The sequence below is a fragment of the Pseudomonas sp. NPDC087185 genome, from assembly GCF_044744955.1.
Classification (GTDB): domain Bacteria; phylum Pseudomonadota; class Gammaproteobacteria; order Pseudomonadales; family Pseudomonadaceae; genus Aquipseudomonas.
Window position 1 is genome coordinate 217,272 of sequence record NZ_JBIUZK010000007.1, and the last position, 23,541, is coordinate 240,812.

The 23,541-nt window shown below is 65.6% G+C and carries 16 protein-coding genes; 9 read left to right on the forward strand and 7 right to left on the reverse strand.

Going from position 1 to position 23,541, the window contains the following annotated elements:
* Positions 1-15: 15 nt before the first annotated feature.
* Genes ACIPIJ_RS23485 through ACIPIJ_RS23495 form a run of 3 tightly spaced genes read right to left on the reverse strand, consistent with a single transcriptional unit; the run spans position 16 to position 4,094 of the window.
* Positions 16-486 carry a curlin gene (locus ACIPIJ_RS23485; RefSeq protein WP_401081128.1) on the reverse strand — a complete coding sequence of 157 codons (471 nt, stop codon included), beginning with the start codon at positions 484-486 and terminating at the stop codon, positions 16-18.
* Between the two features lie 15 nt (positions 487-501).
* Positions 502-2,733: an Ig-like domain-containing protein gene (locus tag ACIPIJ_RS23490; RefSeq protein WP_401081131.1), complete on the reverse strand. Its 2,232-nt coding sequence runs from the start codon at positions 2,731-2,733 to the stop codon at positions 502-504.
* 32 nt (positions 2,734-2,765) lie between these two features.
* Positions 2,766-4,094 (reverse strand): hypothetical protein, encoded by a 1,329-nt coding sequence (locus ACIPIJ_RS23495; protein WP_401081134.1) that lies wholly within the window; start codon positions 4,092-4,094, stop codon positions 2,766-2,768.
* A 284-nt stretch (positions 4,095-4,378) separates the two neighbouring features.
* Between ACIPIJ_RS23495 and ACIPIJ_RS23500 the strand changes: the two genes are divergently transcribed.
* The 4 genes from ACIPIJ_RS23500 to ACIPIJ_RS23515 are packed head-to-tail and all read left to right on the forward strand — an operon-like array spanning position 4,379 to position 9,979.
* Positions 4,379-6,292 carry a sigma-54-dependent Fis family transcriptional regulator gene (locus ACIPIJ_RS23500; RefSeq protein WP_401081137.1) on the forward strand — a complete coding sequence of 638 codons (1,914 nt, stop codon included), beginning with the start codon at positions 4,379-4,381 and terminating at the stop codon, positions 6,290-6,292.
* Position 6,293: 1 nt separating this feature from the next.
* Positions 6,294-8,027, forward strand: coding sequence for an ABC transporter ATP-binding protein (locus ACIPIJ_RS23505; protein WP_401081140.1), 1,734 nt, complete (start codon positions 6,294-6,296; stop codon positions 8,025-8,027).
* Positions 8,017-8,694 (forward strand): S8 family serine peptidase, encoded by a 678-nt coding sequence (locus ACIPIJ_RS23510; RefSeq protein ID WP_401081143.1) that lies wholly within the window; start codon positions 8,017-8,019, stop codon positions 8,692-8,694. The genes ACIPIJ_RS23505 and ACIPIJ_RS23510 overlap by 11 nt, the downstream gene beginning before the upstream one ends.
* Complete coding sequence (locus tag ACIPIJ_RS23515) at positions 8,687-9,979, forward strand: NAD(P)/FAD-dependent oxidoreductase (RefSeq protein WP_401081146.1); 1,293 nt, start codon at positions 8,687-8,689, stop codon at positions 9,977-9,979. Before ACIPIJ_RS23510 ends, ACIPIJ_RS23515 begins: the two co-directional genes overlap by 8 nt.
* Before the next feature lie 33 nt (positions 9,980-10,012).
* On the opposite strand, the gene ACIPIJ_RS23520 is transcribed toward ACIPIJ_RS23515, so the two are convergent.
* Positions 10,013-11,326, reverse strand: a complete 1,314-nt coding sequence (locus ACIPIJ_RS23520) for a hypothetical protein (protein WP_401081149.1) — start codon at positions 11,324-11,326, stop codon at positions 10,013-10,015.
* An 88-nt stretch (positions 11,327-11,414) separates the two neighbouring features.
* Entirely contained in the window at positions 11,415-12,908 is a 1,494-nt protein-coding gene (locus tag ACIPIJ_RS23525; RefSeq protein ID WP_401081152.1) for an aldehyde dehydrogenase family protein, read from the reverse strand.
* Between the two features lie 496 nt (positions 12,909-13,404).
* Between ACIPIJ_RS23525 and peaA the strand changes: the two genes are divergently transcribed.
* The 5 genes from peaA (at position 13,405) to ACIPIJ_RS23550 (ending at position 19,757) form a co-directional block, all read left to right on the forward strand.
* Positions 13,405-14,970: a quinohemoprotein amine dehydrogenase subunit alpha gene (gene peaA, locus ACIPIJ_RS23530; RefSeq protein WP_401081155.1), complete on the forward strand. Its 1,566-nt coding sequence runs from the start codon at positions 13,405-13,407 to the stop codon at positions 14,968-14,970.
* Between the two features lie 51 nt (positions 14,971-15,021).
* Positions 15,022-16,452, forward strand: a complete 1,431-nt coding sequence (gene peaB / locus ACIPIJ_RS23535) for a quinohemoprotein amine dehydrogenase maturation protein (protein ID WP_401081158.1) — start codon at positions 15,022-15,024, stop codon at positions 16,450-16,452.
* A gap of 1 nt (position 16,453) precedes the next feature.
* Positions 16,454-16,777, forward strand: coding sequence for a quinohemoprotein amine dehydrogenase subunit gamma (gene qhpC, locus ACIPIJ_RS23540; RefSeq protein ID WP_008091708.1), 324 nt, complete (start codon positions 16,454-16,456; stop codon positions 16,775-16,777).
* 32 nt (positions 16,778-16,809) lie between these two features.
* Positions 16,810-17,931, forward strand: a complete 1,122-nt coding sequence (gene peaD / locus ACIPIJ_RS23545; protein ID WP_401081161.1) for a quinohemoprotein amine dehydrogenase subunit beta — start codon at positions 16,810-16,812, stop codon at positions 17,929-17,931.
* A gap of 122 nt (positions 17,932-18,053) precedes the next feature.
* Positions 18,054-19,757, forward strand: coding sequence for a fatty acid CoA ligase family protein (locus ACIPIJ_RS23550; RefSeq protein ID WP_401081164.1), 1,704 nt, complete (start codon positions 18,054-18,056; stop codon positions 19,755-19,757).
* Between the two features lie 14 nt (positions 19,758-19,771).
* Here ACIPIJ_RS23550 and mobA read toward each other — a convergent pair whose 3' ends face one another.
* Both mobA and ACIPIJ_RS23560 read right to left on the reverse strand, forming a co-directional pair.
* Positions 19,772-20,347, reverse strand: coding sequence for a molybdenum cofactor guanylyltransferase MobA (mobA, locus tag ACIPIJ_RS23555; RefSeq protein WP_401081167.1), 576 nt, complete (start codon positions 20,345-20,347; stop codon positions 19,772-19,774).
* Positions 20,348-20,408: 61 nt separating this feature from the next.
* A complete protein-coding gene (locus tag ACIPIJ_RS23560) occupies positions 20,409-23,531 on the reverse strand; it encodes a multidrug efflux RND transporter permease subunit (RefSeq protein ID WP_401081170.1) in 3,123 nt (1,040 codons plus the stop codon).
* Positions 23,532-23,541 lie beyond the last annotated feature (10 nt).

Consider the following 23,541-nt stretch of genomic DNA (forward strand, 5'->3'; position numbering starts at 1 on the left):
GTGGTGCCTCCAGGTCTATCGGTATTGAGTGATCTGCACATGCTGGCCATTACCGGCCTGGGTCACGGAACTGCTGAGACCCGAGCCGGCCTGCACGATGCTGGCGCTGTTGTCGTTGCCGATCTGCTCGATGCTGGCGCTGTTGCTGGTGCCGCTCTGGCGGATCGACGCGCTGTTGCCATTTCCCTGTTGGCTGATGCTGGCCATCAGGTCACTACCTTCTTGCAGGATGTACGCCTCCTGCGCGCCCCCAGCCTGGACGATGCGGCCCAACAGGGCCTGGCCGTTCTGGTCGAGGGCGGCGCGGTTGCCCGAACCCTGCTGTTCGATCACCGCCACCTGGCCGGCGCCTGCCGGCAGCAGGCGGATGATCACCGGGTCACCGAGGTCGCTGCCGGCGGCAAGGTCGGCGTTGTCCATCAGGTCGTCGGCCTGGGCGTGGCCGGCAAGGGCCAGGCACAGGAGCAGCGGATACAGGCGCTTCATGGCGTTCTCCCGGCCTCACTGCACGGTCACGTTGACGGTGCGGGTGGTGCCTTGGCTGGTGGTGATGGTTGCCGTCGGTGCTGCTGTCGGGATCACCGTGGTGCTGTTGCTCACCGCCAGGCGCCAGCGGCCGGTCACCGGTACCGTGGTGGTGCCCAAGGTCTGCACGCCGGTGGTGGTGGTCACGCGCACGGTGATGGTGTTGCCGGTGGTCACCGAGGACGTACCGCTGATGTCCCAGTTGAACCGGTTGTTGGAGCGTGCCTGCACCGTTGCCGCCGTGACCGCGAAGGTCTCGGCCGCAGGGCGTGGCTGAACGTTGACGGTGACCGTGCCCGAGGTGGACACCGCCCCCAGCGCGTCACGCGCCTGGTAGGTGAACGTGGTGGTGAACGCCGTGGTGACGGTGGCCGGTGGCGTGTAGGTGATGCTGGTGCCATCGGTGCTGACCGTGCCGCGGCCGGCGGCGGGTTGGGTGAGGTTGGCGACCGCCAGTGGCAGGTTGCCTTCCGGGTCGGTGTCGTTTGCCAGCACGTTGATGGTCAGCGGTACGCCCAAGGTGGTGACGGTTTCTGGGTTGGCGGTCGGTGCCCGGTTGGGCGCGACGTTGACGGTGACGTTTGCAGGCGTGGACTTCAGGCCTTTGCTGTCCATTGCCCGGTAGCTGAAGGTGGCCACCAAAGGCTGGGTGGCGCCGGCCGGTGGGGTGTAGGTGACGGCAGTGGTGCCGTTGAGTACCACCCCCCCCAGGCCGGTGCCCGGCTGGGTCAGGTCGGTGATGCTCAGCGGTACGTTGCCGTCCGGGTCGCTGTCGTTCTGCAGCAGGCTCAGGGTCAGCGGTACGCCGACACTGGTGCTGCCGACATCGGCCTGGGCCAGCGGCGGCTGGTTGGTGGCTTCGACCGGTGCGGTGCCGACCACCACCACCGGTTCCACATCAACGCCGCCGTGGGCAGACTTGACCGTGACGGTGGCAGGCGGTTGCGTGACGTCGTTGACCGTCAGGGTCTGCAACGTCCCGGACTTCGACAGGCGGCCGTAGCCCTGGGCAAGCAAGTCAGGCACCACCACCTCGTCGCTGGAAAGCGCTTCGATGGTCAGCCGCTTGTTGGCCCACTCATACCGCGCGGTGCTCACCTTGACCACGTCGGACAGCTTGCTCGACAGCGCTGTCGGCCGGGTGTTGTCGGCGCTGTTGCTAGCGGTGACCACCACCACCGACGGCGGCGCGGCCTGGCTCAGTTGCTGGCTGAAGAACAGCCCGTTGTTGTCTGAAAGCAGGCTGAACTGGCAAGGCGAAGGCGGCGTGCCGACCAGCGCCAGGCTGTTGCGCAGGCACAGGCTGGCGCTGTTGGGGGCTTTCGCGAACACCGCCACGCGGGTACCACTGCCGTTGCGCGAGTAGGTGGCGCGCTCCAGGGTGACCGGGGTTTGCGCACGCTGGTCGAGGACCTTGCCGGACACCGTGAACTGGGTGGTCTGAATGGTCCCGGCCGGGCCCTGGATGCGGATGAAGTTGGTGCCGAATGGGCTGCCAAGCACCGCTTCGGTCCGGTTCGGGTCACCGATGAAGGTTTCGCTGGCGCCGGTGTCCGGGTTGACTTCCACATACGGTGCGCCAGCCCCGCGCAGGAACGGCCCGAGCGCACCGTTGAGCGCGCCGCTGAAGTTGCCCGGTGCGCCGATGCCGATATCGCGGGTGATGTTGATCGCACGCCGGCCGGGCGTGGCGACGTTGACCGTCTCGACGCCATAGGGGTGGGTGATGGTGTAGGTGCCGGCGGTGGGCACCGATACCCGGATTCGGATACGGGCAAAACTTTGCTGATCGCCATCGACCGGGTTCTCGGCGGCAAACGCGGCCTCAAGGCCCGCCACGTAGGCGTCCAGTTCATAGCCACTGTTGCCCACGGCAGGGATGGTGGCTTCGGCCAGGAACCAGAACATCTCCGGTGGCCAGTTGTCGGGGAACACCAGCGGCAGGGCGTCATCGTAGATGCCCGGCTCCGGCAGCAGCGTACACATGTAGGACGGCGCACCCGGGGCCCCGGCGACCCGCGAACTGGTCGCGCGCGACTGGCAAAGCTCCAGGGCCAGACCGTCGGCGTCCTTGTACCACATCGGGTAACCGCCGGTGGCGAAGGTGTAGGGGCCCGGGTCGACCTCGGACAGTGCAGCCCAGGCTGCACTGGTAACAGTGAGGGAAAAACCGGCGGCGAACAGCGCACGGCGTGGCCAAGTGTTCATGCTGCCTCCTTGAAGGCTGAGCCTTTGTCTGTTCATGGCACCAGCACCACGTCTTCGATGTCGCTACCGCCATTGGCGCTGGTGACCTGCACCTTGGCCGGCGGGATGGGCGACAGGGTGGTGCTCAGCGTCTTCACTGCGCCGTCGCCCGTCAGGTTGCTGATCACCGTGCCATTGCCGGTCTTGGCCGTGAGCAGCGGGGGCGAGGTCTCGTCGCTGGTGCTGGCGACCAGGGTCAGGGTGCTGTTGGCCAGGCTGTATTCGGCGCGGGTGATGGTCACCAGGTCGGTCAGTGGCAGGCTGGCGTTGGTCACGCTGCTGGTGGGAATGGCCAGGCTGTTGTCGGCGCTGATCAGCAGGTGGGTGTCGGGTGCCGGGTTGATCACCGACTGGGCGTACCAGGTGCCGGTGCCATTGGCTTCGGCCAGGGGCAGGGCCGGGGTCTGGCTGGTCAGGGTGACAGTGGCCGGTGGCGGGGGCGCCAGCACGAACATGTCCTGCTGGGCCCGCAGGTCGCCGTTCTCGGTATGCCGAGAGTAGGTGCTGCGCAGGGGCATCAACGGGGTAGGCCGGGCCACCTCGGAGAGCTTGCCGGAGATCGAGAACAACTCGGTGCGCAGGTCGATGCCGCCAGGGCCCTCGATACGCACGTAGTTGGTATTGAACGGGCTGCCGGTGACGCGCTCGTCCAGGTTGGGGTCGCCGATGAAACGCTCGCTGCCCTCGGTGTAAGGGCCGTTGACGCTGCGCAGGAACGGCCCGACATCGCCCTTGAGGGCGCCGCTGAAATCGCCGGCGCCGGCAATGCCGATGTCGCGCGTCATGTTGATCGCGCGGCGGCCGGCGGCGGGCACGTCGAACACCTCAACGCCGTAAGGGTGGGTGATCACGTAGGTGCCGGCGGTCGGCACGTCGACGCGGATGCGCACCCGGGCGAAACTCACCTGGTCGCCTTCGACCGGTTCCTCGGCAGCGAAGGCTGCCTCGATCGCCGTGCCGTAGCTCAGGTCGATGCCGCGAGCGGCGTCAACGATGGCAGCGTCGGCGGTGAACCAGAACGCTTCGTCGGGGAAGTTGGTGGGGAAGACGATCGGCTGGGTGTCGTCGAACACGCCGGGCGTCGGCAGCAGTGTGCACATGTACGACGGTGCGCCGGGTGCGCCGGCGACACGTGAACTGACCGCCTTGGTCAGGCACAGGTCCAGGGTTCGCCCATGCGAATCCTGGTACCAGGCGGCAAAGCCGCCGTTGGCGGGGTTGTAGGGACCGGTGTCGACGGCATACAGCGCTGCCTGCGCCGGGAGCTGGAGCATGCTGGCGAAAATCGCCACGGCCAGCGGGTTGGGTATCGGTCGGTGCATGAGTCAATTCCTCCTGCAAACGGGCCCATGGACTTGGGGCGTCTGGCAGGGGAGGGGCAACTGGCGTGCCAAGTTGCTGGTAAATCGCTGGAGTGCTTGTGGGGCAAGGGCTACAGAGGTAAGTGAAAAGACTTTGATGGCGGTTGCCCATGGGGCGTCTGCCCCAGCTTTGGGGGATTGGGTGCGCCGGTTTCCGGCTTTACGCAAACGTCAATCTGAAGCACACTGCGGCGAGTCACAAAGCCCGTTGCCCTCCACCGTGAGGGGCACAGCTGGAGCAGAACATGGCGCGACAATTACCCATAACAAACGCCCAAGACCCGCTGAACGAATCCCGCCAGGCTCGCCTCAAGCTGGCCAGCGAAGGCGAGCTGCCGCTGGGCATGCTGCGCGACGAAATCGACGCCTCCTGGCGGCGCAGCCTGGGCCATGGCCTGGACTGCCTGCAGGGCGAGCAGGTGGGCCTGGGCCTGCAGCAGGGGCACGACCTGCGCACGTTGCTCGAACGCAACCGGCTGCTGGTCGACGCGGTGACCCCCGAACTGGATTACCTGGTCGCGCGCCAGGGCAAGGCCGGCATCATCATCCTCGGCGACGCCCAGGCCAATGTGCTGGCCATCGAAGGGCAGACCCACGTGCTCGAACGCGAAGGCCTGCGCGACCTGCACCCCGGCAGCTGCTGGAGCGAATCGCTGCGCGGCACCAACGCCATCGGCACGGCGGTGGTGGAAGGGCGGCCGACCCTGATCAACTGCGGCGAGCACTACCTCGACCGGCTCAGCCCGTTCGCCTGCACCTCGGTGCCGCTGCGCGACCCGAATGGCGAGGTGATCGGGGTGCTCGACATCACCCGTGAAGGGGCCATGGCCCAGCCGCAGGACAGCCTGACAATGCTGATGCTGGCCGCCGGCAATATCGAAAGCCGGCTGTTCGGCCTGTGCCACCCCGAGCAGCTGGTGCTGGCCTTCCACAGCCGCCCGCAGTACCTCAACAGTGCCTGGCATGGCTTGCTGGCGCTGAGCCTGGACGGTGAAGTGCTGGCGGCCAGCGACAATGCCTGCCAGCTGCTGCAGGTGCCGCGCCAGAGCCTGATCGGGCGGCGCAGCAGCGACCTGCTGGGCGAGCGCTCGCCGGCCTTTATCACGCGCCTGTGGCAGGGCGGAGTGAGCAGCGTACAGACCGCCAAGGGCGAGTTCTTCTTCCGCGCCCTGCAGCTGCCACGCCATGGCCAATTGAGCAGCAACGCGGCCCCGAACAAGCCGACGCTGGCCAATAAGTCGCCAGCGCTGGATGCCTTGGCCGGGGGCGATGCGCGCCTGGCGCGCAACCTGCGCATGGCCCGCCAGGGCCTGGGCAATGGCCTGCCAGTGTTGCTGTTGGGCGAGACCGGTACCGGCAAGGAGGTGGTCGCGCGGGCGCTGCACCAGGCCAGCCCACGCGCCGACAAACCCTTTGTCGCGGTCAACTGCGCAGCCATTCCCGAGGGGCTGATCGAGTCGGAACTGTTTGGCTACCGCGAGGGCGCCTTTACCGGCTCGCGTCGCGGCGGGATGGTCGGGCGGCTGATGCAGGCCCACGGCGGCACGCTGTTCCTCGACGAGATCGGCGACATGCCGCTGGCCCTGCAGGCACGCCTGTTGCGGGTGCTGCAGGAGCGTCGGGTGGCACCTTTGGGCGCAGCCGACGAGCAGGACATCGACGTGGCGCTGATCTGCGCCACCCACCGCGACCTCAAGCGCTTGGTGCACGAACAGCATTTTCGTGAAGACCTGTACTACCGGGTCAACGGCGTGACGTTGCGTTTGCCGGCGTTGCGCGAACGCGACGACCTCGCGGCCATCATTCAGGGCCTGCTGGACAAGGCCGGCGCCAAGGGCGTGAGCCTCGACCCGGCATTGGCCTCACTGCTCGAAGGTTTCGACTGGCCAGGCAACATCCGCCAACTGGAAATGGTCGTGCGCACTGCCCTGGCCATGCGCGAGGACGGCGAGGCACTGCTGACGCTCGACCACCTGACCGACTGCCTGCTCGATGAACTGGCCAGTGGCACGGCGCCCTCCGGCAGTTTGAAGGACAACGAACTGGAGCTGATTCGCGAAGCATTGGCCCGCCATCAGGGCAATGTCTCGGCCGCTGCCGAGGCGCTGGGCATCAGCCGGGCGACGCTGTACCGCAAGCTCAAGCAGTTGCGCGGTTGACATGGGCGGCTTGTTCGCAAGGCTGGTAGAAACCAGCGACCCTGCACTCATGCGCCAGGCGCTAGCCTGGCTGTATGGTTTCGTCCGTCCGCATCGGCGCGCCATCGGCGTGCTGCTGGGCTTGTCTTTAGGGGCTTCGCTGTTGGCCCTGGCCCAACCCTGGCTGGTCAAGACGTTGATCGACGAAGGCCTGCTGGCCAAGGATTACCAGACCCTCTGGCACATGGCGGCAATCATGATCGTCGCCGGCCTGCTCGGCACCGTGCTGGCCGGCGTCAACCGCTACCTGCACACGCGGCTGTCCGGGCGCATCCTGTTTGCCCTGCGTGATGATCTGTATCGCCACCTGCAGCAGCTGTCGCCGACGTTCTACGGGCGCCGGCGCACCGGGGATATCTTGTCGCGGCTGGATGGCGATGTGGCCGAAATCCAGCGCTTTGCCGTGGACTCGCTGTTCTCGGCGGTGTCTGCAGTGATCGGCCTGGTGGGCGCGGTGGCGTTGATGCTGATGCTGTCGTGGCAACTGTCGCTGCTGTTGGCACTGCTGGTCCCGATCGAAGTGCTGTGGCTGCGCTGGATGCGGCGCAAGGTCGAACGCGAGGTGCGCAGCCTGCGCGAGCGTTCGGCGGATGTGTCGTCGTTCCTGGTCGAAACGCTGCCGGCGATGAAGTTCATCCAGGCTGCCGGCCAGCAAGCCCGCGAGGCCGGGCGCCTCGACCAGCTGGGCCAGGGTTACATGCGCCAGTTGCTCAAGGTGCAGGTCACCGAGTTCTTCACCCAGGCGATACCCGGTACGCTGACGTCCTGGTGCCGCGCCTGCGCATTCCTGGTGGGCGGCTGGTGGGTCATCCAAGGCACTTGGCAACTGGGCGCGCTGATCGCGTTTTCCACCTACATGGGCATGGCCGTGGGCCCGGTGCAGAGCTTGCTGGGCCTTTATGTGGCGGTGCAGCGCATGGCCGTCAGCCTGGGCCGGGTGATGGAGCTAAAGCAGGAGGCCGTGGCGGTGCGCGAAGCGGATACGCCCCGGCCGATGCCCCAAGGCCCGGGCGAGTTGCGCCTGCAAGGCGTGCACTTTGCCCACGATGGGCGCCAGGGTGCGGTGCTCGACGATGTGCATGTGTGCGTGCCAGGCGGGCTCAAGGTGGCCATCAGTGGCGCTTCCGGCGTCGGCAAATCAACGTTGATCGACCTGCTGCAGCGTTTCTATGATCCAGACGCAGGGTGCATCCTGCTGGATGGCGCTGACCTGCGTGAACTCGACCTGGCTGCGTTGCGCCAGCGCATTGCCGTGGTCAGCCAGGACATCGTGCTGTTCCGTGGCACCCTGGCGCAGAACCTCGCGTATGGCGCGCCGCAGGCCAACCGCGCTGAGCTTGAGCGGGTCGTACGCCTGGCGCACCTGGAAAGCTTGGTCGACAGCCTGCCGCTGGGCCTGGATGGCCTGCTCGGTGAGCGCGGCCAGCAGCTTTCCGGTGGCCAGAAGCAACGCATCGCCATCGCCCGTGCGGTGCTGCAGGCCCCGTCCATCCTGGTGCTGGATGAAGCCACCTCGGCGGTGGACGAAGCCACCGAGCGCGAGGTGATTGCCGCCATCGACCAGTTGTTTGCCGGGCGCACGCGCATTCTCATCAGCCATCGCGTTTCGACCTTGGCAGGCGCCGACCTGCACCTGCATCTGCAAGGCGGGCAGTTGCGGGTGCTCCCCCAAGAGGTCATCAAGCATGGCCGATGAAGTGCGAGTTGGCGTCGTCGACAGTGGCTGCACGACCGCGCAGGCCCATGATCTATTTGCATCTCGACGTTTTTGGCTGGCTGATGGCGTGCTGCGAGACGGTGAGCCGCAGCCCGACCGACTGGGCCATGGCAGTGCCGTGCTGGCGCGCTTGCGGGAGGAGGCCGGCCAGGTGCCGTTGCTGGTGGCCCAGGTATTCACTGCACAGGGCAGCACCAGCGCCTTGCAGGTTGCCGCAGCCTTGCTGTGGCTGGCAGAGCAGGGCGCGACGCTGATCAACCTGAGCCTCGGGCTGCAGCAGGACCGGCCCGTGTTGCGTCAGGCCTGTGCCGAGGTTCAGGCCACAGGCGTGTTGCTTTGCGCCTCCAGCCCGGCGCAGGGCAGCGTGGTCTATCCCGCTGCCTACACGGGTGTCATCCGTATTACTGGCGATGCCCGCTGTGCCCCTGGGCAATGGTCGTGGTTGAACAGCGCCCAGGCCGACTTTGGTGGCTATGTTGGCGAGCGCAGCATGGCCGGCGCCAGTTTGGGCTGCGCCGCTGTCACTGGGCGGATCGCAGCCTTGTTGCGGCAACGTCCCGAGCTCGAACGCGAGCACGTGTTGGCCTGGCTGCAAACCCACGCAGCATTCGTCGGCCCTGAGCGACGGGGCGCGCGTGATGGCTGAACCGCACATTCTGGTATTGGGTGCCGGCCCCGCTGGCGCGGCTACGGCCATCGGCCTGCGCCGCTTGGGCTACCCGGTCACGGTGGTGTCCGACTGGCGCCGTTTCGCGGCTGTGGAAGGCGTTTCGCAGCGGGTACTGGAAGGCCTGCGCCACGCCGGCCTGGGCGGCGCGTTGCGCGAGACGGCGATGCCGGCGACCCGTCAGGTGCGCTGGAACGGCGAACAGCTGCAGATGAATCAGGAGTTTCTGCTCGACCGGCAACGCTTCGACCGCGCCTTGCGCGACGACCTTGCACGGGCGGGCGTGATGCTGGTCGAAGGGCGCATCCGTGAAGTGCTGCAGGCCGAGGGCCATCAGGTACGCCTGGACGATGGGCGTGTGCTGCAGGCCGAGTTTCTGGTTGAAGCGCGGGGGCGTCAGGCGCCGTTGGCGGCGGACCGCTTGCGGGGGCCAGAGACGGTCAGCCTGCTCAATGCCTGGCAGGCCCGACCTGGCGCACCGGCCTCAGCGGTAGAAAGCCTGGACGACGGCTGGGCCTGGATGGCCAGGTTGGCCGATGGGCGCTGTTACTGGCAGATCACCCTGGATGCCCAGGGTGTGCCGGGCAAGGCCGCACTGCCTGAGTACTGCGCCAGACGGCGCGGTGAATCGATGTTGGTGGCCGAATTGTTCGGCGCGCCGGCCCTGGCGCCTGCACAGGTGCACGCGCGCAGCAGCACGGCGATTGTTGCCGGTGATTGCGTGGGGGGCGACTGGGTACGGGTGGGGGATGCTGCCATGGCGGTTGACCCACTGTCGGGGAATGGGATTTTCCAGTCGTTGTCGTCGGCGCTGCAGGCGCCTGCAGTGATCAATACCTTGCTGCGTCGGCCTGAACGCGCGGCCCTGGCGCGGCAATTTCATCAGCAGCGGGTTGAGCAGCTGTTCATGCGTTTTGCCCGGATCGGGCGGGATTTCTATGGCCAGGAACAGGCGCGCGCAGGGCGGCCGTTCTGGGCGCGGCGACGGGGTTGGCCGGACGCGCAGCCGTTGCATCTGGCGGCCGATTGGCAGGCTGTGCGGGTGGAATGCAGGCCGGTGCTGCGTGATGGGCTGGTGGATGAGGCCGAAGTCGTGGTGACCGCGGATCAGCCATTGGGGGTTTGGCATTTGCAGGGGGTGGAACTGGCGCCGGTGGTGCGGGCATTGCAGGCTGGGCAGTCATTCGATGGGGTCATGAGCAGTCATTCTGAGGCGCGGCAGCTGATGGTGCGGCGGTGGCTGGTAGAGCAGGGGCATACCTGAGAAAGGGGCGCGCAGCGCCCCCAGGATCTCGGATCAGAAGAACGTCCCGACGATCAACTGCAGGTAGGTCCCGGTGTCCCGGCTGCCCATCTGCGTCCCGCCATTCGCTGCACTGCGCGCCGGCTTGTAGAACCCCACCAGCGGGCTGATCAGCAGGTGCTCGTTGACCATCCATTCCACATATAGGTCCAGCTCACGCCCACCCAGGTTGCCTTGGCCGGTGTCGAGGGTATCGAAGTCGAAGTACAACGCCCCCACCGTCAGGTTGTCCCGGGGTTTACCCTTGAGCGCCACGTGGTGCACCTGGCTGTTGCTGTTGAACGGCCCGGCATAGTTGGCCGCCACCTCACCCTGGAACCAGGTGCCGTAACCGCGGCTCAGGCCATAGAACAGCGGGTCGAAACCTTCCGAGAAATGGCTGTAGCGGTAGCTGGCGGTGGGTGTCCAGGGCAGTTCGGAGAACGTCCAGTTGCCCTCCAGGTACCAGGCGTGCTCGCGCCCGTCGCTGCGGCCCTGGGTGACGTACTCGCCGGCCAGTTCCAGGTCTTGGACCCCTAGGTTGCCGCGCCCGCGCAGGCTGACCGTGTCCATACCGTCGCGGTGCTCCAGGCCCATGATCCGCGCATAGCGCTGGTCGACGTCCAGGCCACGGATCCAGCTGACGCCGACGGTGCCGTCGTGGGCAGCATGCTCGATGTTGGCCACCGCCATTGAGGTGTCGGCCTGGTAATGGTTGTCGGACTTCAGCCACATCACGTCGCCTCGCCAGCCTTGCTTGCCACCCAAGCGCAGCACGGCCGTGCGGTCGAAGGCCTTGCGCGCGGCCAGGTAATAGGCGCCGCCCCGGTCGAAATTGGCGCCCAGGTCGACCTTGCCCAGGTTCACAGGGTCACCCTGGATCAGAAAACCGTCACCCAAGGTCACGACCTGGCGGCCGCCGGAAATATCGACCCCATCCTCGCCCAGCACCGGGAACAGATTGGCTGAACGCCAGCCCAGGTACAGGTCTTCAATGGCTGTACGACGCTCGTCGCCGAGCGTCAGGCCTGCGGCATCGCCATCGCCCCAGGTGGCGGAGCTGAGCAGGTTGAAGGCGCCGTACAGGGCGCCGCTGTCGACCAGCGCCTGACTGCCGCTGAGCCCGTACTTGACGTAGCCCTCGCGCCAGTTGCTGCTGCCCGGCTGGCGGTTGCCGGCCTGGTTGTAGCTCTCGTCGCTGTGGAAGGCGCCGAACAGAGCTTCAAGGTCGGCGTTGAGGGTGGTGCCGTCGTGGTTGTAGAGCTCGTGGGCTTGGGTGAGGGGGGTAGCGAGCAACAGTGCCAACGTGCAGGCGAGCGGGTGCCTCATGGTGTACTCCATGTTTTTATTGTGGTTTTGGGTTGCTGTAACGGCCTCTTCGCGGGCTTGCCCCGTGAAAGGCCGTACAGGCTGCAGGTCAGAGCTTGATCAGCACCGATTTCAGCTCGGTGTAATGTTCGATCGCGGCCGCGCCCATTTCGCGGCCGACGCCAGACATCTTGTAGCCCCCGAACGGCAGGGCCGGGTCCAGGGCGCTGTGGCAGTTGACCCACACTGAGCCCGACTTGATGCGCGGGATCATCCGGTGCACGGCGGCCAGGTCATTCGACCAGATGCTGGCGCCCAGGCCGTAGGGGTTGTCGTTGGCCATGCCGATCACCTCGTCGAGGTCATCGAACGGCATCGCCACCAGCACCGGCCCGAAGATTTCCTCCTGCACCAGGCGATGGCGCTGGTCGACGTCGACGATCACCGTCGGCTTGACGAAATAGCCCGGCCCAAAGGCTTCGCCGCCACAGGCGATGGTCGCGCCCAGCTCGCGGCCGAGCTCGATGTAGCCGGTGACGCGGTCCTGTTGCTTGGCCGAGATCAGCGGGCCCATGTGCACGGACGGGTCCAGGCCGTTACCGAGCTTCATGCCGTTGGCAATGCTGGCGATATCGGCCACCACGTTGTCGAAATGCTTGCGGTGTACGTACAACCGGGAGCCGGCACAACACACCTGGCCCTGGTTGAAGAAGATCGCCGTGGCGGCGCCAGCGGCGGCTTCCTGCAGGTTGGCGTCGGGCATGACGATGGTCGGCGACTTGCCGCCCAGCTCCAGGGTGACGCGGGTCATGTTGTCCATGGCCGCCTTGCCGATCAGCTTGCCGACTTCGGTAGAGCCGGTGAACGTCAGCTTGTCCACGCCTGGGTGGCGGCTCAGCGCTGCGCCGGCATTCAGGCCGGTGCCGGTGATCACGTTGAGCACACCGGCCGGGTAGCCGGCTTCATCCACCAGCTCGGCGAGCTTGAGCGCGGTCAGCGGGGTTTCGTCGGCAGGCTTGAGCACCACGGTGCAGCCGGTGGCCAGGGCCGGCCCGAGCTTCCAGCAGGCCAGCAGCAGCGGGAAGTTCCAGGCGACGATGGCGCCGACCACACCCACCGCTTCGCGGCGTGTGAAGCCGTGAAACTGGTCGTTGGGCATCAACGGCATCGAGGCTTCGACGGTGCTACCCTCGATCTTGGTGGCCCAGCCCGCCATGTAGCGCAAGAAGTCGATGGCCAGTTGTACGTCCATGAACTTGGCCACGGCGGCGCTCTTGCCGTTGTTCAGGCATTCCAGCTCGGCCAGTTGCTGCGCGTCGCGTTCCATCAGGTCGGCCAGGCGCCACAGCAGGTTCTGCCGTTCGCGTGGGCGCAGGCGGCTCCAGGGCGAGTCGTCGAAGGCCTGGCGGGCGGCGCGCACCGCGCGGTCGACGTCTTCCAGCTCGGCGGCAGGCACTTCGCCGAGCACTTCGCCGGTGGCCGGGTTGCGCAACGCCAGGGTGCGACCGCTGGCGGCGTCCTGCCAGTCGGCGCCGATGCGCATTTTAAGCTTGCGCTGCAGGAAGGCGCGGGTGGCGGGCAGGATGGGCAGGTCGGAAAGCATGGGGCTGTGCCTCTTGTCATTGGATGTGACGGGCACTGGCGCAATGGTCGTGCCAAGCTGGCAAAAGGGGCGCAACTGCTTGAACTGCCTTGGGTTTGCCCTGGTGCATGGGGGCAACGGCGTGGCTGCGCTGTTGCACATTGAGACGGTGTGAGACGGTGATTGAAACAGTGACTGTACCGGCCTCTTGGCGGGGGCGAGCCCGCCCACCGTTACATCACCCGTCCTCAGGGCAGCAGCCTATCTGTGGGAGCGGGCTTGCCCCGCGAATGGCCTGCGCAGCAGGCCCTGTCTCAAGATGAAACACCCTGTCGCGAAATAGCACGCTTCAGCGCGGGCTCACTGGGCTCCTGCAGGCTCCATAAACTCACTAAGAATTTGAAATACAACAGCTTTCAAGCAGGTGGCACAGTTTCTGTATCGCAACTGTCACATGCACACCTGCTGTACCAAAGCGTGCGAAAACCATAAGAACAACAACCGTGGAGGTCTGACCTTGAAGACGACTCGACTCCGGCGGCATGCGGGCAAACTGGCGATGATCGCCGCCGCACTGCTGGGCACCCAGGCCATGGCGGCCGAGCAGGGCCCGAGCCTCTTGCAGAACAAGTGCATGGGGTGCCACATCCCCGAGGGCAACGACAGCTACAGCCGCATCAGCCATCAGCGCAAGACGCCCGAAGGCTGGCTGATGAGCATCGCCCGCATGCAGATCATGCACGGCCTGCAGATCAGCGACGACGACCGTCGCACCCTGGTCAAGTACCTTGCCGACCAGCAGGGCCTTGCCCCGAGTGAAACTGATGGCGTGCGCTACGCCATGGAGCGCCGGCTCAATACCGTCGAGCACTTCGACCCGCTCATCGGCGAAACCTGTGGCCGCTGCCACTCCGGTGCCCGCGTCGCCCTGCAGCGCCGCCCGGCGCAGGAATGGGAACACCTTGTCAACTTCCACCTCAGCCAGTGGCCATCGCTGGAATACCAGGCCCAGGCGCGCGACCGCGACTGGCTGGACATCGCCCTCAAGCAAGTGGTGCCAGAGTTGGCCAAGCGTTTCCCGCTGGAAAATGCGGCCTGGGCAGACTGGCAGAAAGCCAAACCCAAGGCCGACACCCTGCCAGGGCAATGGGCTTTCAGCGGCCACATGCTGGCCAAAGGCGACGTGCGCGGGGTGATGACCGTCAGCCCCGAGCAGGGCGATACCTTCAAGGTCGAGGTCAAGGGAGCCTACGCCGATGGCACGGCATTCAACGGCACGGGCTCGGCGATCCTCTACAACGGCTATGAGTGGCGCGGCAACGTGAAGGTCGGCGATGCCAACCTGCGGCAGGTGTTCGCCGCGCTGGATGGCGAGATGAAAGGCCGCATGTTCGAGGCCGAGCACGACGAGCGCGGGCTGGACTTCACCGCGGTCAAAGCGGGCAAGCCACGCTTGTTGGCGGTGCAGCCTGCCTTTATCAAAGCGGGTGGCGAAAGCGAGATCACCCTGGTCGGCAGTGACCTGAGCGGCAAGCCAGACCTGGGCGCCGGTGTCGAGGTGACCGAGGTGCTGGAGCAGACCCCGACCCTGGTACGGGTCAAGGCGCGCGCGGCGGCCGATGCCAGACCTGGCCAGCGTGAAGTGGCGGTCGGTGCGCTGAAGGGCGCGAACCTCGCCGTCTACGACAAAGTGGATGAAGTGAAGGTGGTGCCGGCGTTCTCCATCGCCCGCATCGGCGAAAACGGCGCCTCGGTACCGAAGGTGCAGGGGCGTTTCGAGGCCGAAGCCTGGGGCAAGGATGCCAGCGGCCAGCCGCTGCGCATCGGCTACCTGCCGGCCACCTGGAAGGTCGAGCCGTTCAACGAACGGGCGGTCGAGGACGAAGACGTCAAATTTGCCGGGCAGATGCAGGCCGATGGCGTGTTCGTGCCAGGCGGTGCGGGCCCTAACCCTGCACGCAAGATGATGACCAACAACGCTGGCAACCTGAAGGTGATCGCGACCCTGGCTGACGGCGGCCAGACGGGTGAGGGCCACATGATCGTCACCGTCCAGCGCTGGAACAACCCGCCCTTGCCCTAAGGGCCGTTTACCAGCCGCATTCACCAACGGATCGATTATCGGGAGGTCACCATGGGCGTACTACTGAACCTGGTCGAGCGCAACCTGCACGAAGTGCAGGTCGATGCCGATCGCATGCTGTTCCATATCCCCAGCAGTTCGCTGTTCACCGCCGACGCGGTGACCGGCGGCATCATCGATACCCTGCGTCAGCAAGGCTGCTCCGCCGAGGAGCTGCTGCAGCGCCTCGGCCAACAGTTCGCCGGCGACGACATCCAGGACACCCTGCGTGAGCTGATCGCGCTGGAGCTGGTCAGCGACGGCTCGCCGCTGACCCCGGAAATCGCCCTCAAGCAGGTCGAGCGAACCGCACTGAATACCGTGGTGCTCAACGTCAACACCGGTTGCAACCTCAGCTGCACCTACTGCTACAAGGAAGACCTGGACAAACCGTCTGCCGGCAAGAAGATGAGCACCGCCACCGCCGAGGCCTCGGTGGAGATGCTGCTCAAGGAGTCACCCGACGAGCAACGCTACAGCGTGGTGTTCTTCGGCGGCGAGCCGCTGTCCAACCGGCCGCTGATCGAACACATGGTCGCCTACTGCGAGCGGCGCTTCGCCGAAGCTGGCAAGCAGGTGGAATTCATCATGACCACCAATGCCACGCTGCTTACCGAAGACACCATTGACTGGCTCAATGCCCACCGCTTCGGCCTGTCGGTGAGCATTGACGGGCCCAAGACCGTGCACGACCGCAACCGCATCACCGTGGGCGGGCAGGGCACCTATGACGTGGTGCGGCGCAAGGCCGAGATGCTGCTGTCGCGCTACACCAGCCGCCCGGTCGGTGCGCGGGTGACCCTGACCCGTGGCATCACCGATGTCGAAACGATCTGGAACCACCTGTTTAACGAGCTGGGTTTTGCCGAGGTGGGTTTTGCCCCGGTGACCTCGGGCGACATGGCCGATTTCAACCTGACCGGCGAGGAGCTGATCGAGGTCTTTGCCAACATGAAGGCTCTCGGCCGGCGCTACCTGGAGGCGGCGCTGGAGCACCGCAATATCGGCTTCTCCAACCTGCACCAGCTGATCACCGACATCCACGAAGGCCACAAGAAAGCTCTGCCGTGCGGCGCTGGGCTGAAGATGCTGGCGGTGGACCACGGGGGTGAGCTGAACCTGTGCCACCGCTTCACAGGCTCCAGCCTGCCGACCTTTGGCAATGTGCACCAGGGTGTGAAACAGGCGCAGCTGAACGACTTCCTGTCCCAGCGCCTGGACCGCAGCAACACAGGTTGCGACAGCTGCCGCATCCGCAACCTGTGCTCCGGCGGCTGTTACCACGAAAGCTATGCGCGCTACGGCGACCCGCAGCACCCGACCTATCACTATTGCGAGCTGATGCGTGACTGGGTCGACTTCGGCATCGAGGTCTACAGCCGCATCATGGCCGCCAACCCGGCCTTCATCGACCGCTACATCACCCCGCGCAAGGCACACTGACATGAAGCACTTGAAGCCCCTGAACAACAAGGCGCGCATCCTTGAACAGGCTGCCGCCGAAGACCGTGTGGAAGAAGTCATGGCCATGAGCGCGGTGGCTGGCTGCACCGCCACTACCGACCCGGGTTGGGAAGTTGACGCCTTTGGTGGCGTCAGCTCGCTGTGCCAGCCGATGGAGGCCGACCTGTATGGCTGCTCCGACCCTTGCTGGTGGCCGGCCCAGGTGCCGGACATGATGAGCACCTACCAGGACTGGAACGCCCAGGCAACCAACTCGCAGGACGATTGGCGCAACCTCGGCACCGTGTTCCCGAAAGACAAGTGACCGGCCCAACAAGAATGACAAGGGGAAACCGCATGAAACCTGGACTCTGCGCGCAGCTCGCGCTCACCGTCGCCGCCACGGCCTGCGCCTGGGCGGTACAGGCCGATGACACCGGGCCCGCCCTCAAGGCCGGCAAGGAATACCTGATCGCCACCAACTACCCGAACAACCTGCACGTGGTCGATGTGGCCAGCGACCTGCTGTACAAGAGCTGCCGCCTGCCCGACGCCTTCGGCCCCGGCACCGCGATGATGGCGCCGGACAACCGCACCGCCTATGTGCTCAACAACCATTACGCCGACATCTATGGCATCGACCTGGACACCTGCAAGACCACCTTCCACGCCAACCTGTCCAGCGTGCCCGGTGAGGTCGGCAAGTCGATGTACTCGTTCGCCATCAGCCCGGACGGCAAAGAGGTGTACGCCACGGTCAACCCCAGCCAGCGCCTGAACGACCATTACGTGGTCAAGCCGCCGCGCCTGGAAGTGTTCCGCACTGCCGACGGTGTCGATGCCAAGCCGGTGCGTACCTTCCCGATGCCACGCCAGGTGTACCTGATGCGCGCTGCTGACGACGGCAGCCTGTTCGTGGCAGGGCCGGACATCTACAAGATGGACGTGAACACCGGCAAGTACGAAGTGGCGTTGCCGCTGCGCACCTGGAACCGCAAGGGCTACAGCGCGCCGGACGTGCTGTACTTCTGGCCGCACCAGAGCCCGCGCCACGAATTCTCGATGCTGTACACCATCGCCAAGTTCAAGGACGAGAAACAGGACCCCAACACCGCCGAGCTGCTGTACGGCTACCTGAGCGTCGACCTGAAGACCGGCAAGACCCACACCCAGGAATTCGCCGACCTGACCGAGCTGTACTTCACCGGCCTGCGCTCCCCGAAGGACCCGAACCAGATCTACGGCGTGCTCAACCGCCTGGCGCGGTATGACATCAAAGAGCGCAAGCTGATCAAGGCGGCTAACCTTGAACACACCTATTACTGCGTGACCTTCGACAAGAAGGGCGACAAGTTGTACCTGGGCGGCACCTTCAATGATCTGGCGGTGTTCGACCCGCAGACGCTGGAGAAGGTGAAGAACATCAAGCTGCCGGGTGGCGACATGTCGACCACTACGCCGCAGGTGTTTGTCAGGTAGTTCGGTGTTGGCGTCTTCGCGGGGCAAGCCCGCTCCTACAGAGGATTGTGCAGATCCTGTGGGAGCGAGCTTGTCCCGCGCAAGGGCCGGTGGACCCCTACAAAAACAACCAGAGAGCACCCATGACCCAGCCAAGCTATTCCCAGGGCGACCAGGGCAAGGCCTTGCTCACCCAGTGCATCGGCGACGCCTTCGACACCATCGTCGCCCGCTTCCCCGAGCGCGAAGCGCTGGTGGTGCGCCATCAGGCCTTGCGTTACACCTGGCGGCAACTGGCCGACGCCGTCGATCAGCACGCCCGCGCGCTCATGGCCTTGGGCGTACAACCCGGCGACCGGCTTGGCATCTGGGCACCGAACTGCGCCGAATGGTGTATCACCCAGTTCGCCAGCGCCAAGGTCGGCGCGATCCTGGTCAATATCAACCCGGCCTACCGCGCAAGCGAGCTGGATTACGCCCTCGGCCAGTCTGGCTGCCGCTGGGTCATCTGCGCCGACACGTTCAAAACCTCGGACTACCACGCCATGCTGTTGGGCTTGATCCCGGGGCTGGCGAAAGGGCACCCCGGCGCGTTGATCTGCGAGCGCTTCCCGGAATTGCGCGGGGTCGTCAGCCTGGCGGTCACGCCACCGGCGGGCTTCCTCCCCTGGCACGACCTGCAAACCCGCGCCGATGCCGTGAGCGTTGAGGCCCTGGCCGCGCGCCAGGCGCAGTTACAGCCCGGCGACCCGATCAATATCCAGTACACCTCCGGCACCACGGGCTTTCCCAAAGGCGCCACGCTCAGCCACCGCAACATCCTCAACAACGGCTACATGGTCGGTGAAAGCCTCGGCCTGACCGAGCACGACCGTCTTGTCGTCCCGGTGCCGCTGTACCACTGTTTCGGCATGGTCATGGCCAACCTGGGTTGCATGACCCACGGCAGTACCCTGATCTACCCCAACGATGCCTTCGACCCGCTGGCGACCTTGCGCGCTGTGGCCGAAGAAAGGGCCACTGCGCTGTATGGCGTACCGACCATGTTCATCGCCGAACTGGACCACCCGCAGCGCGGCGACTTCGACCTGTCGAGCCTGCGCACCGGGATCATGGCCGGCGCCACCTGCCCGATCGAAGTGATGCGCCGGGTGATCGACGAGATGCACATGGCCGAGGTACAGATTGCCTATGGCATGACCGAGACCAGCCCGGTGTCGCTGCAGACCGGCGCCAATGACGACCTGGAACGCCGCGTGACCCGCGTTGGCCGCACCCAGCCGCGGCTGGAAAACAAGGTGATAAATGCCGACGGCAACACCGTGCCATGTGGCGAGATTGGCGAACTGTGCACCCGTGGTTACAGCGTGATGCTGGGCTACTGGAACAACCCCAAGGCTACCGCCGAAAGCATCGACGGCGAAGGCTGGATGCACACCGGTGACCTGGCGGTGATGGACGAGGAGGGCTATGTGCGCATTGTCGGGCGCAGCAAGGACATGATCATCCGCGGTGGTGAGAACATCTATCCCAGGGAGCTGGAAGAGTTCTTCTTCACCCATCCCGCCGTGGCTGATGTGCAGGTGATCGGCGTACCGTGCAGCAAGTATGGGGAGGAGATCGTTGCCTGGGTACGGTTGCATCCGGGGCATGCGGCGAGCGCAGACGAATTGCGTGAGTGGGCCAGGGCGCGCATCGCGCATTTCAAGGTGCCCCGGTATTTCCGCTTCGTCGACGAGTTCCCGATGACGGTGACCGGCAAAGTGCAGAAGTTCAGGATGCGGGAGATCAGTATCGAGGCGCTGGCTGGGGGGGATCCGTTGCTTGTCCCGCGAAGAGGCCAGTGAGATCGGCCAAAATCTCAGCCTTGCAGTAAGTCCGGGCTGTTGAAGTTGCTCAACCGCTGATCACCCTCGGCACACGCCAACCTCTGCACCGGTTCCAGCAACAGCGCCTTCTGCAAACTCCGCTCACCCGCCGCCCAGGCCTGCTCCAGCACCGGCAGCAGCCTGCGCGGCAGCACGCTGAACATTGGCTGCCAATACCCACCCTGGCGCACCATGGCAGCACTGGCATTGGCCACCGCCAACTGCAGCAAATCCTCGATCAACCCTTGGTCAATCAACGGCGCATCGCAAGCCAGCACCACCACCCAGTCATGTCGCGCCACCGCCAGCCCGGCAATTACCCCGGCCAGCGGGCCAGGGAAGTCCCCTTCAGCATCGGAAACCAACTGATCGGCAAACGCTCGGTAAAGCGCCTGGTTACGATTGCAGGAGATCACCACATCGTCACTAAGCGGCCGCACCACCCGCTGCACATGCGCCACCAGCGGCTCACCCCGCCATTGCACCAGCCCTTTGTCACGCCCGCCCATGCGCTGGCCGCGGCCACCGGCGAGAATCAGGATCGAACAAGGGGGCAGGGGAGCAGTCATGAAAAAGGGTTCCGGGCAGACAATGCCCGGAACCCTCTCATTCAACGCGATGCTTGTCCAGTCAGGCGTCGCTGGCTTCGGCCTGAGCGGTTTGAGCTTGCTTGCGCCCAGCCAAGCGCATCACCACCACGAAGAACACCGGCACGAACACTATCGCCAAGGTGGCGCTGAGCATCCCGCCGATCACCCCGGTACCGATCGCCTGCTGGCTCGCCGAGCTGGCGCCGGTGGCAATCGCCAGCGGTACCACGCCGAGGATGAACGCCAGCGAGGTCATCACGATCGGGCGCAGGCGCAGGCGTGCTGCCTGCACGGCGGCGTCGACGGCATCCACGCCCTGGTCGACCAGGCTCTTGGCGAACTCGATGATGAGGATGGCGTTCTTCGCTGACAGGCCGATCAGGGTGATCAGGCCGACCTTGAAGAACACGTCGTTGGGCATGCCGCGCAGGGTCACCGCCAGCACCGCACCGAGCACGCCAAGCGGCACCACCAGCAGCACCGCGGTGGGGATCGACCAGCTTTCGTACAGGGCCGCCAGGCACAGGAACACCACCAGCAGCGACAGCGCCATCAGCAGCGGTGCCTGGCTGCCGGACAGGCGCTCCTGCAGCGACAGGCCGGTCCACTCCAGGCCGGCGCCGGCCGGCAATTGCGCGACCAGGCGTTCGACCTCGGCCATGGCGTCGCCCGAGCTGTAGCCGGTTGCCGGCTCGCCGGAGATCGACACCGCCGGGTAACCGTTGTAGCGGGTCAGCTGCACCGGGCCACTGACCCACTTTGCCTGCACAAAGGCGCCCAGCGGGACCATCTTGCCGCTGCTGTTGCGTACGTGAATCTTCAGCAAGTCCTCGACCTGGCTGCGCTGGTCGCCTTCGGCCTGTACCACCACCCGTTGCATGCGGCCTTGGTTGGGGAAGTCGTTCACGTAGTTGGAGCCTACGGCAGTGTCCAGCACCGCGCCGATGTCGGCAAACGAGATACCCAGCGCGTTGGCCTGGCGGCGGTCGATCTCCAGCTGCACCTGCGGGCTTTCGGCCAGCGACGACTCGCGCACGTTAGCCAGCACGTTGCTTTTGCGCGCGCCCGCCAACAGTTCGTCACGGGCGGCCATCAGCGCGGCATGGCCCATGCCGCCTCGGTCTTGCAGGCGGAACTCGAAGCCGGTGGATTCACCCAGGCCGTCGATGGGCGGGGGCAGCACGGAGAACGCCACCGCATCCTTGATCTTTGAAAACGCCGCCGTTGCCCGGTCGGCAATCGACTGGGCACTGTCGTCGGCACCGCGTTCGGACCAATCCTTCAGGGTGGTGAAGGTCAGGGCCGCGTTCTGCCCGCTGCCGGAGAAGCTGAAACCGAGAATCACGGTGGTGTTACCCACGCCGGGCTCTTGGGCGTTGTGCGCCTCGATCTGCGCGGCCACCTGCTCGGTGCGCATACGGCTGGCACCGGGCGGCAGCTGGATGTCAGTGATCGTATAGCCCTGGTCCTCGGTCGGCAGGAACGCCGTGGGCAATTGGCTGAAGCCGTAACCCAGCACCGCCAGCAGCACGCCGTACACCAGCAGGTAGCGCCCGCTGCGCTTCAGCGCGTTCACTACCCAGCGCTCGTAACCGCTGCCCATGGCTTCGAAACGCCGGTTGAACCAGCCGAAGAAGCCCTTGCGCTCGTGGTGTTCGCCTTTGGCCAAGGGCTTGAGCAGGGTCGCACACAGGGCTGGGGTCAGGCTCAGGGCGAGGAACGCCGAGAACAGGATCGACACTGCCATCGATAGCGAAAACTGTTGGTAGATGACGCCCACCGAACCTTTCATGAATGCCATCGGCAGGAACACTGCCACCAGCACCAGGGTGATGCCGATGATGGCGCCGCTGATCTGGCCCATGGCCTTGCGCGTGGCTTCCTTGGGCGGCAGGCCTTCTTCGGCCATGATCCGCTCGACGTTCTCCACCACTACGATGGCATCGTCGACCAGGATGCCGATGGCCAGCACCATGCCAAACAGGGTCAGCACGTTCACCGAAAAGCCCAGCGCCAGCATCACGGCGAAGGTGCCCATCAGTGCCACCGGCACCACCAGGGTCGGGATCAGCGTGTAGCGCAGGTTCTGCAGGAACAGGAACATCACCGCAAACACCAGCAGCATGGCCTCGAACAAGGTGCTGATGACCTGCTGAATGGAGACCTTGACGAACGGTGAGGTGTCGTACGGGATATCGTACTTGACCCCTTCGGGGAAGTAGCGCGACAGCTCCAGCATCTTCGCCCGCACCAGGGTGGCGGTTTCCATGGCGTTGGCGCCCGGCGCAAGCTGCACGCTGAAAGCACTGGCCGGCTTGCCATTAAGGCGCGTGCCGTACTGGTATTCCTGGGCGCCGATCTCGACCCGGGCAACATCGCCGAGGGTCACGGTAGAGCCGTCCTGGTTTGCCCGCAGCACGATAGCGGCGAACGCTTCAGGCGTGCTCAGCTGGCCCTTGACGACCACGTTGGCGGTGATCTCCTGGGTGCTGCGGGCAGGCAGGTCGCCGATGCTGCCGGGGGCGACCTGGGCGTTCTGCGCGGCGATGGCCTCGGCGACGTCATTGGGCGTGAGGTTGAAGCCAATCAGCCTGGCCGGGTCGATCCAGATGCGCATGGCCCGTTCGGACCCATACAGCTGGGCTTTGCCGACACCCTTGAGGCGGCGGATTTCGTTCATCACGTTACGCGCGAGGATGTCCGACAGCGCGGTTTCGTCGAGGGTGCCGTCCTCGGAGGTCAGGGTGCCGAGCAGCAGAAAGCCGGTAGAGACCTTCTCGACTTGCAGGCCCTGCTGGGTGACCGGGCGCGGCAGGCGCGACTCGACCACCTTGAGGCGGTTCTGCACATCGACCTGGGCCAGGTCGGGGTGGGTGCCGGGCTCGAAGGTGGCGGTGATGGTGGCGCTGCCCAGGCTGCTTTGCGATTCGAAGTAGAGCAAGTTGTCGGCGCCATTGAGCTCTTGCTCGATCAGGCTGACCACGCTCTCGTCCATGGTCGCGGCCGAGGCACCCGGGTACACGGCGTAGATTTCCACCTGCGGCGGCGCCACGTTGGGGTACTGGGCCACCGGCAGTTGCGGGATGGCCAGCGCGCCGGCCAGCAGGATGAACAGCGCGACCACCCAGGCGAATACCGGTCGGTCGATGAAGAATTGCGGCATGGGTCAGGCC

Coding starts and splice junctions, on each gene's coding strand:
- ACIPIJ_RS23485 (WP_401081128.1), bottom strand. CDS start 486: ATGAAGCGCCTGTATCCGCTGCTCCTGTGCCTGGCCCTTGCCGGCCAC.
- ACIPIJ_RS23510 (WP_401081143.1), top strand. CDS start 8,017: ATGGCCGATGAAGTGCGAGTTGGCGTCGTCGACAGTGGCTGCACGACC.
- ACIPIJ_RS23525 (WP_401081152.1), bottom strand. CDS start 12,908: ATGCTTTCCGACCTGCCCATCCTGCCCGCCACCCGCGCCTTCCTGCAG.
- ACIPIJ_RS23560 (WP_401081170.1), bottom strand. CDS start 23,531: ATGCCGCAATTCTTCATCGACCGACCGGTATTCGCCTGGGTGGTCGCG.
- ACIPIJ_RS23520 (WP_401081149.1), bottom strand. CDS start 11,326: ATGAGGCACCCGCTCGCCTGCACGTTGGCACTGTTGCTCGCTACCCCC.
- ACIPIJ_RS23505 (WP_401081140.1), top strand. CDS start 6,294: ATGGGCGGCTTGTTCGCAAGGCTGGTAGAAACCAGCGACCCTGCACTC.
- qhpC (WP_008091708.1), top strand. CDS start 16,454: ATGAAGCACTTGAAGCCCCTGAACAACAAGGCGCGCATCCTTGAACAG.
- peaD (WP_401081161.1), top strand. CDS start 16,810: ATGAAACCTGGACTCTGCGCGCAGCTCGCGCTCACCGTCGCCGCCACG.
- ACIPIJ_RS23490 (WP_401081131.1), bottom strand. CDS start 2,733: ATGAACACTTGGCCACGCCGTGCGCTGTTCGCCGCCGGTTTTTCCCTC.
- peaB (WP_401081158.1), top strand. CDS start 15,022: ATGGGCGTACTACTGAACCTGGTCGAGCGCAACCTGCACGAAGTGCAG.
- ACIPIJ_RS23550 (WP_401081164.1), top strand. CDS start 18,054: ATGACCCAGCCAAGCTATTCCCAGGGCGACCAGGGCAAGGCCTTGCTC.
- ACIPIJ_RS23495 (WP_401081134.1), bottom strand. CDS start 4,094: ATGCACCGACCGATACCCAACCCGCTGGCCGTGGCGATTTTCGCCAGC.
- ACIPIJ_RS23515 (WP_401081146.1), top strand. CDS start 8,687: ATGGCTGAACCGCACATTCTGGTATTGGGTGCCGGCCCCGCTGGCGCG.
- mobA (WP_401081167.1), bottom strand. CDS start 20,347: ATGACTGCTCCCCTGCCCCCTTGTTCGATCCTGATTCTCGCCGGTGGC.
- ACIPIJ_RS23500 (WP_401081137.1), top strand. CDS start 4,379: ATGGCGCGACAATTACCCATAACAAACGCCCAAGACCCGCTGAACGAA.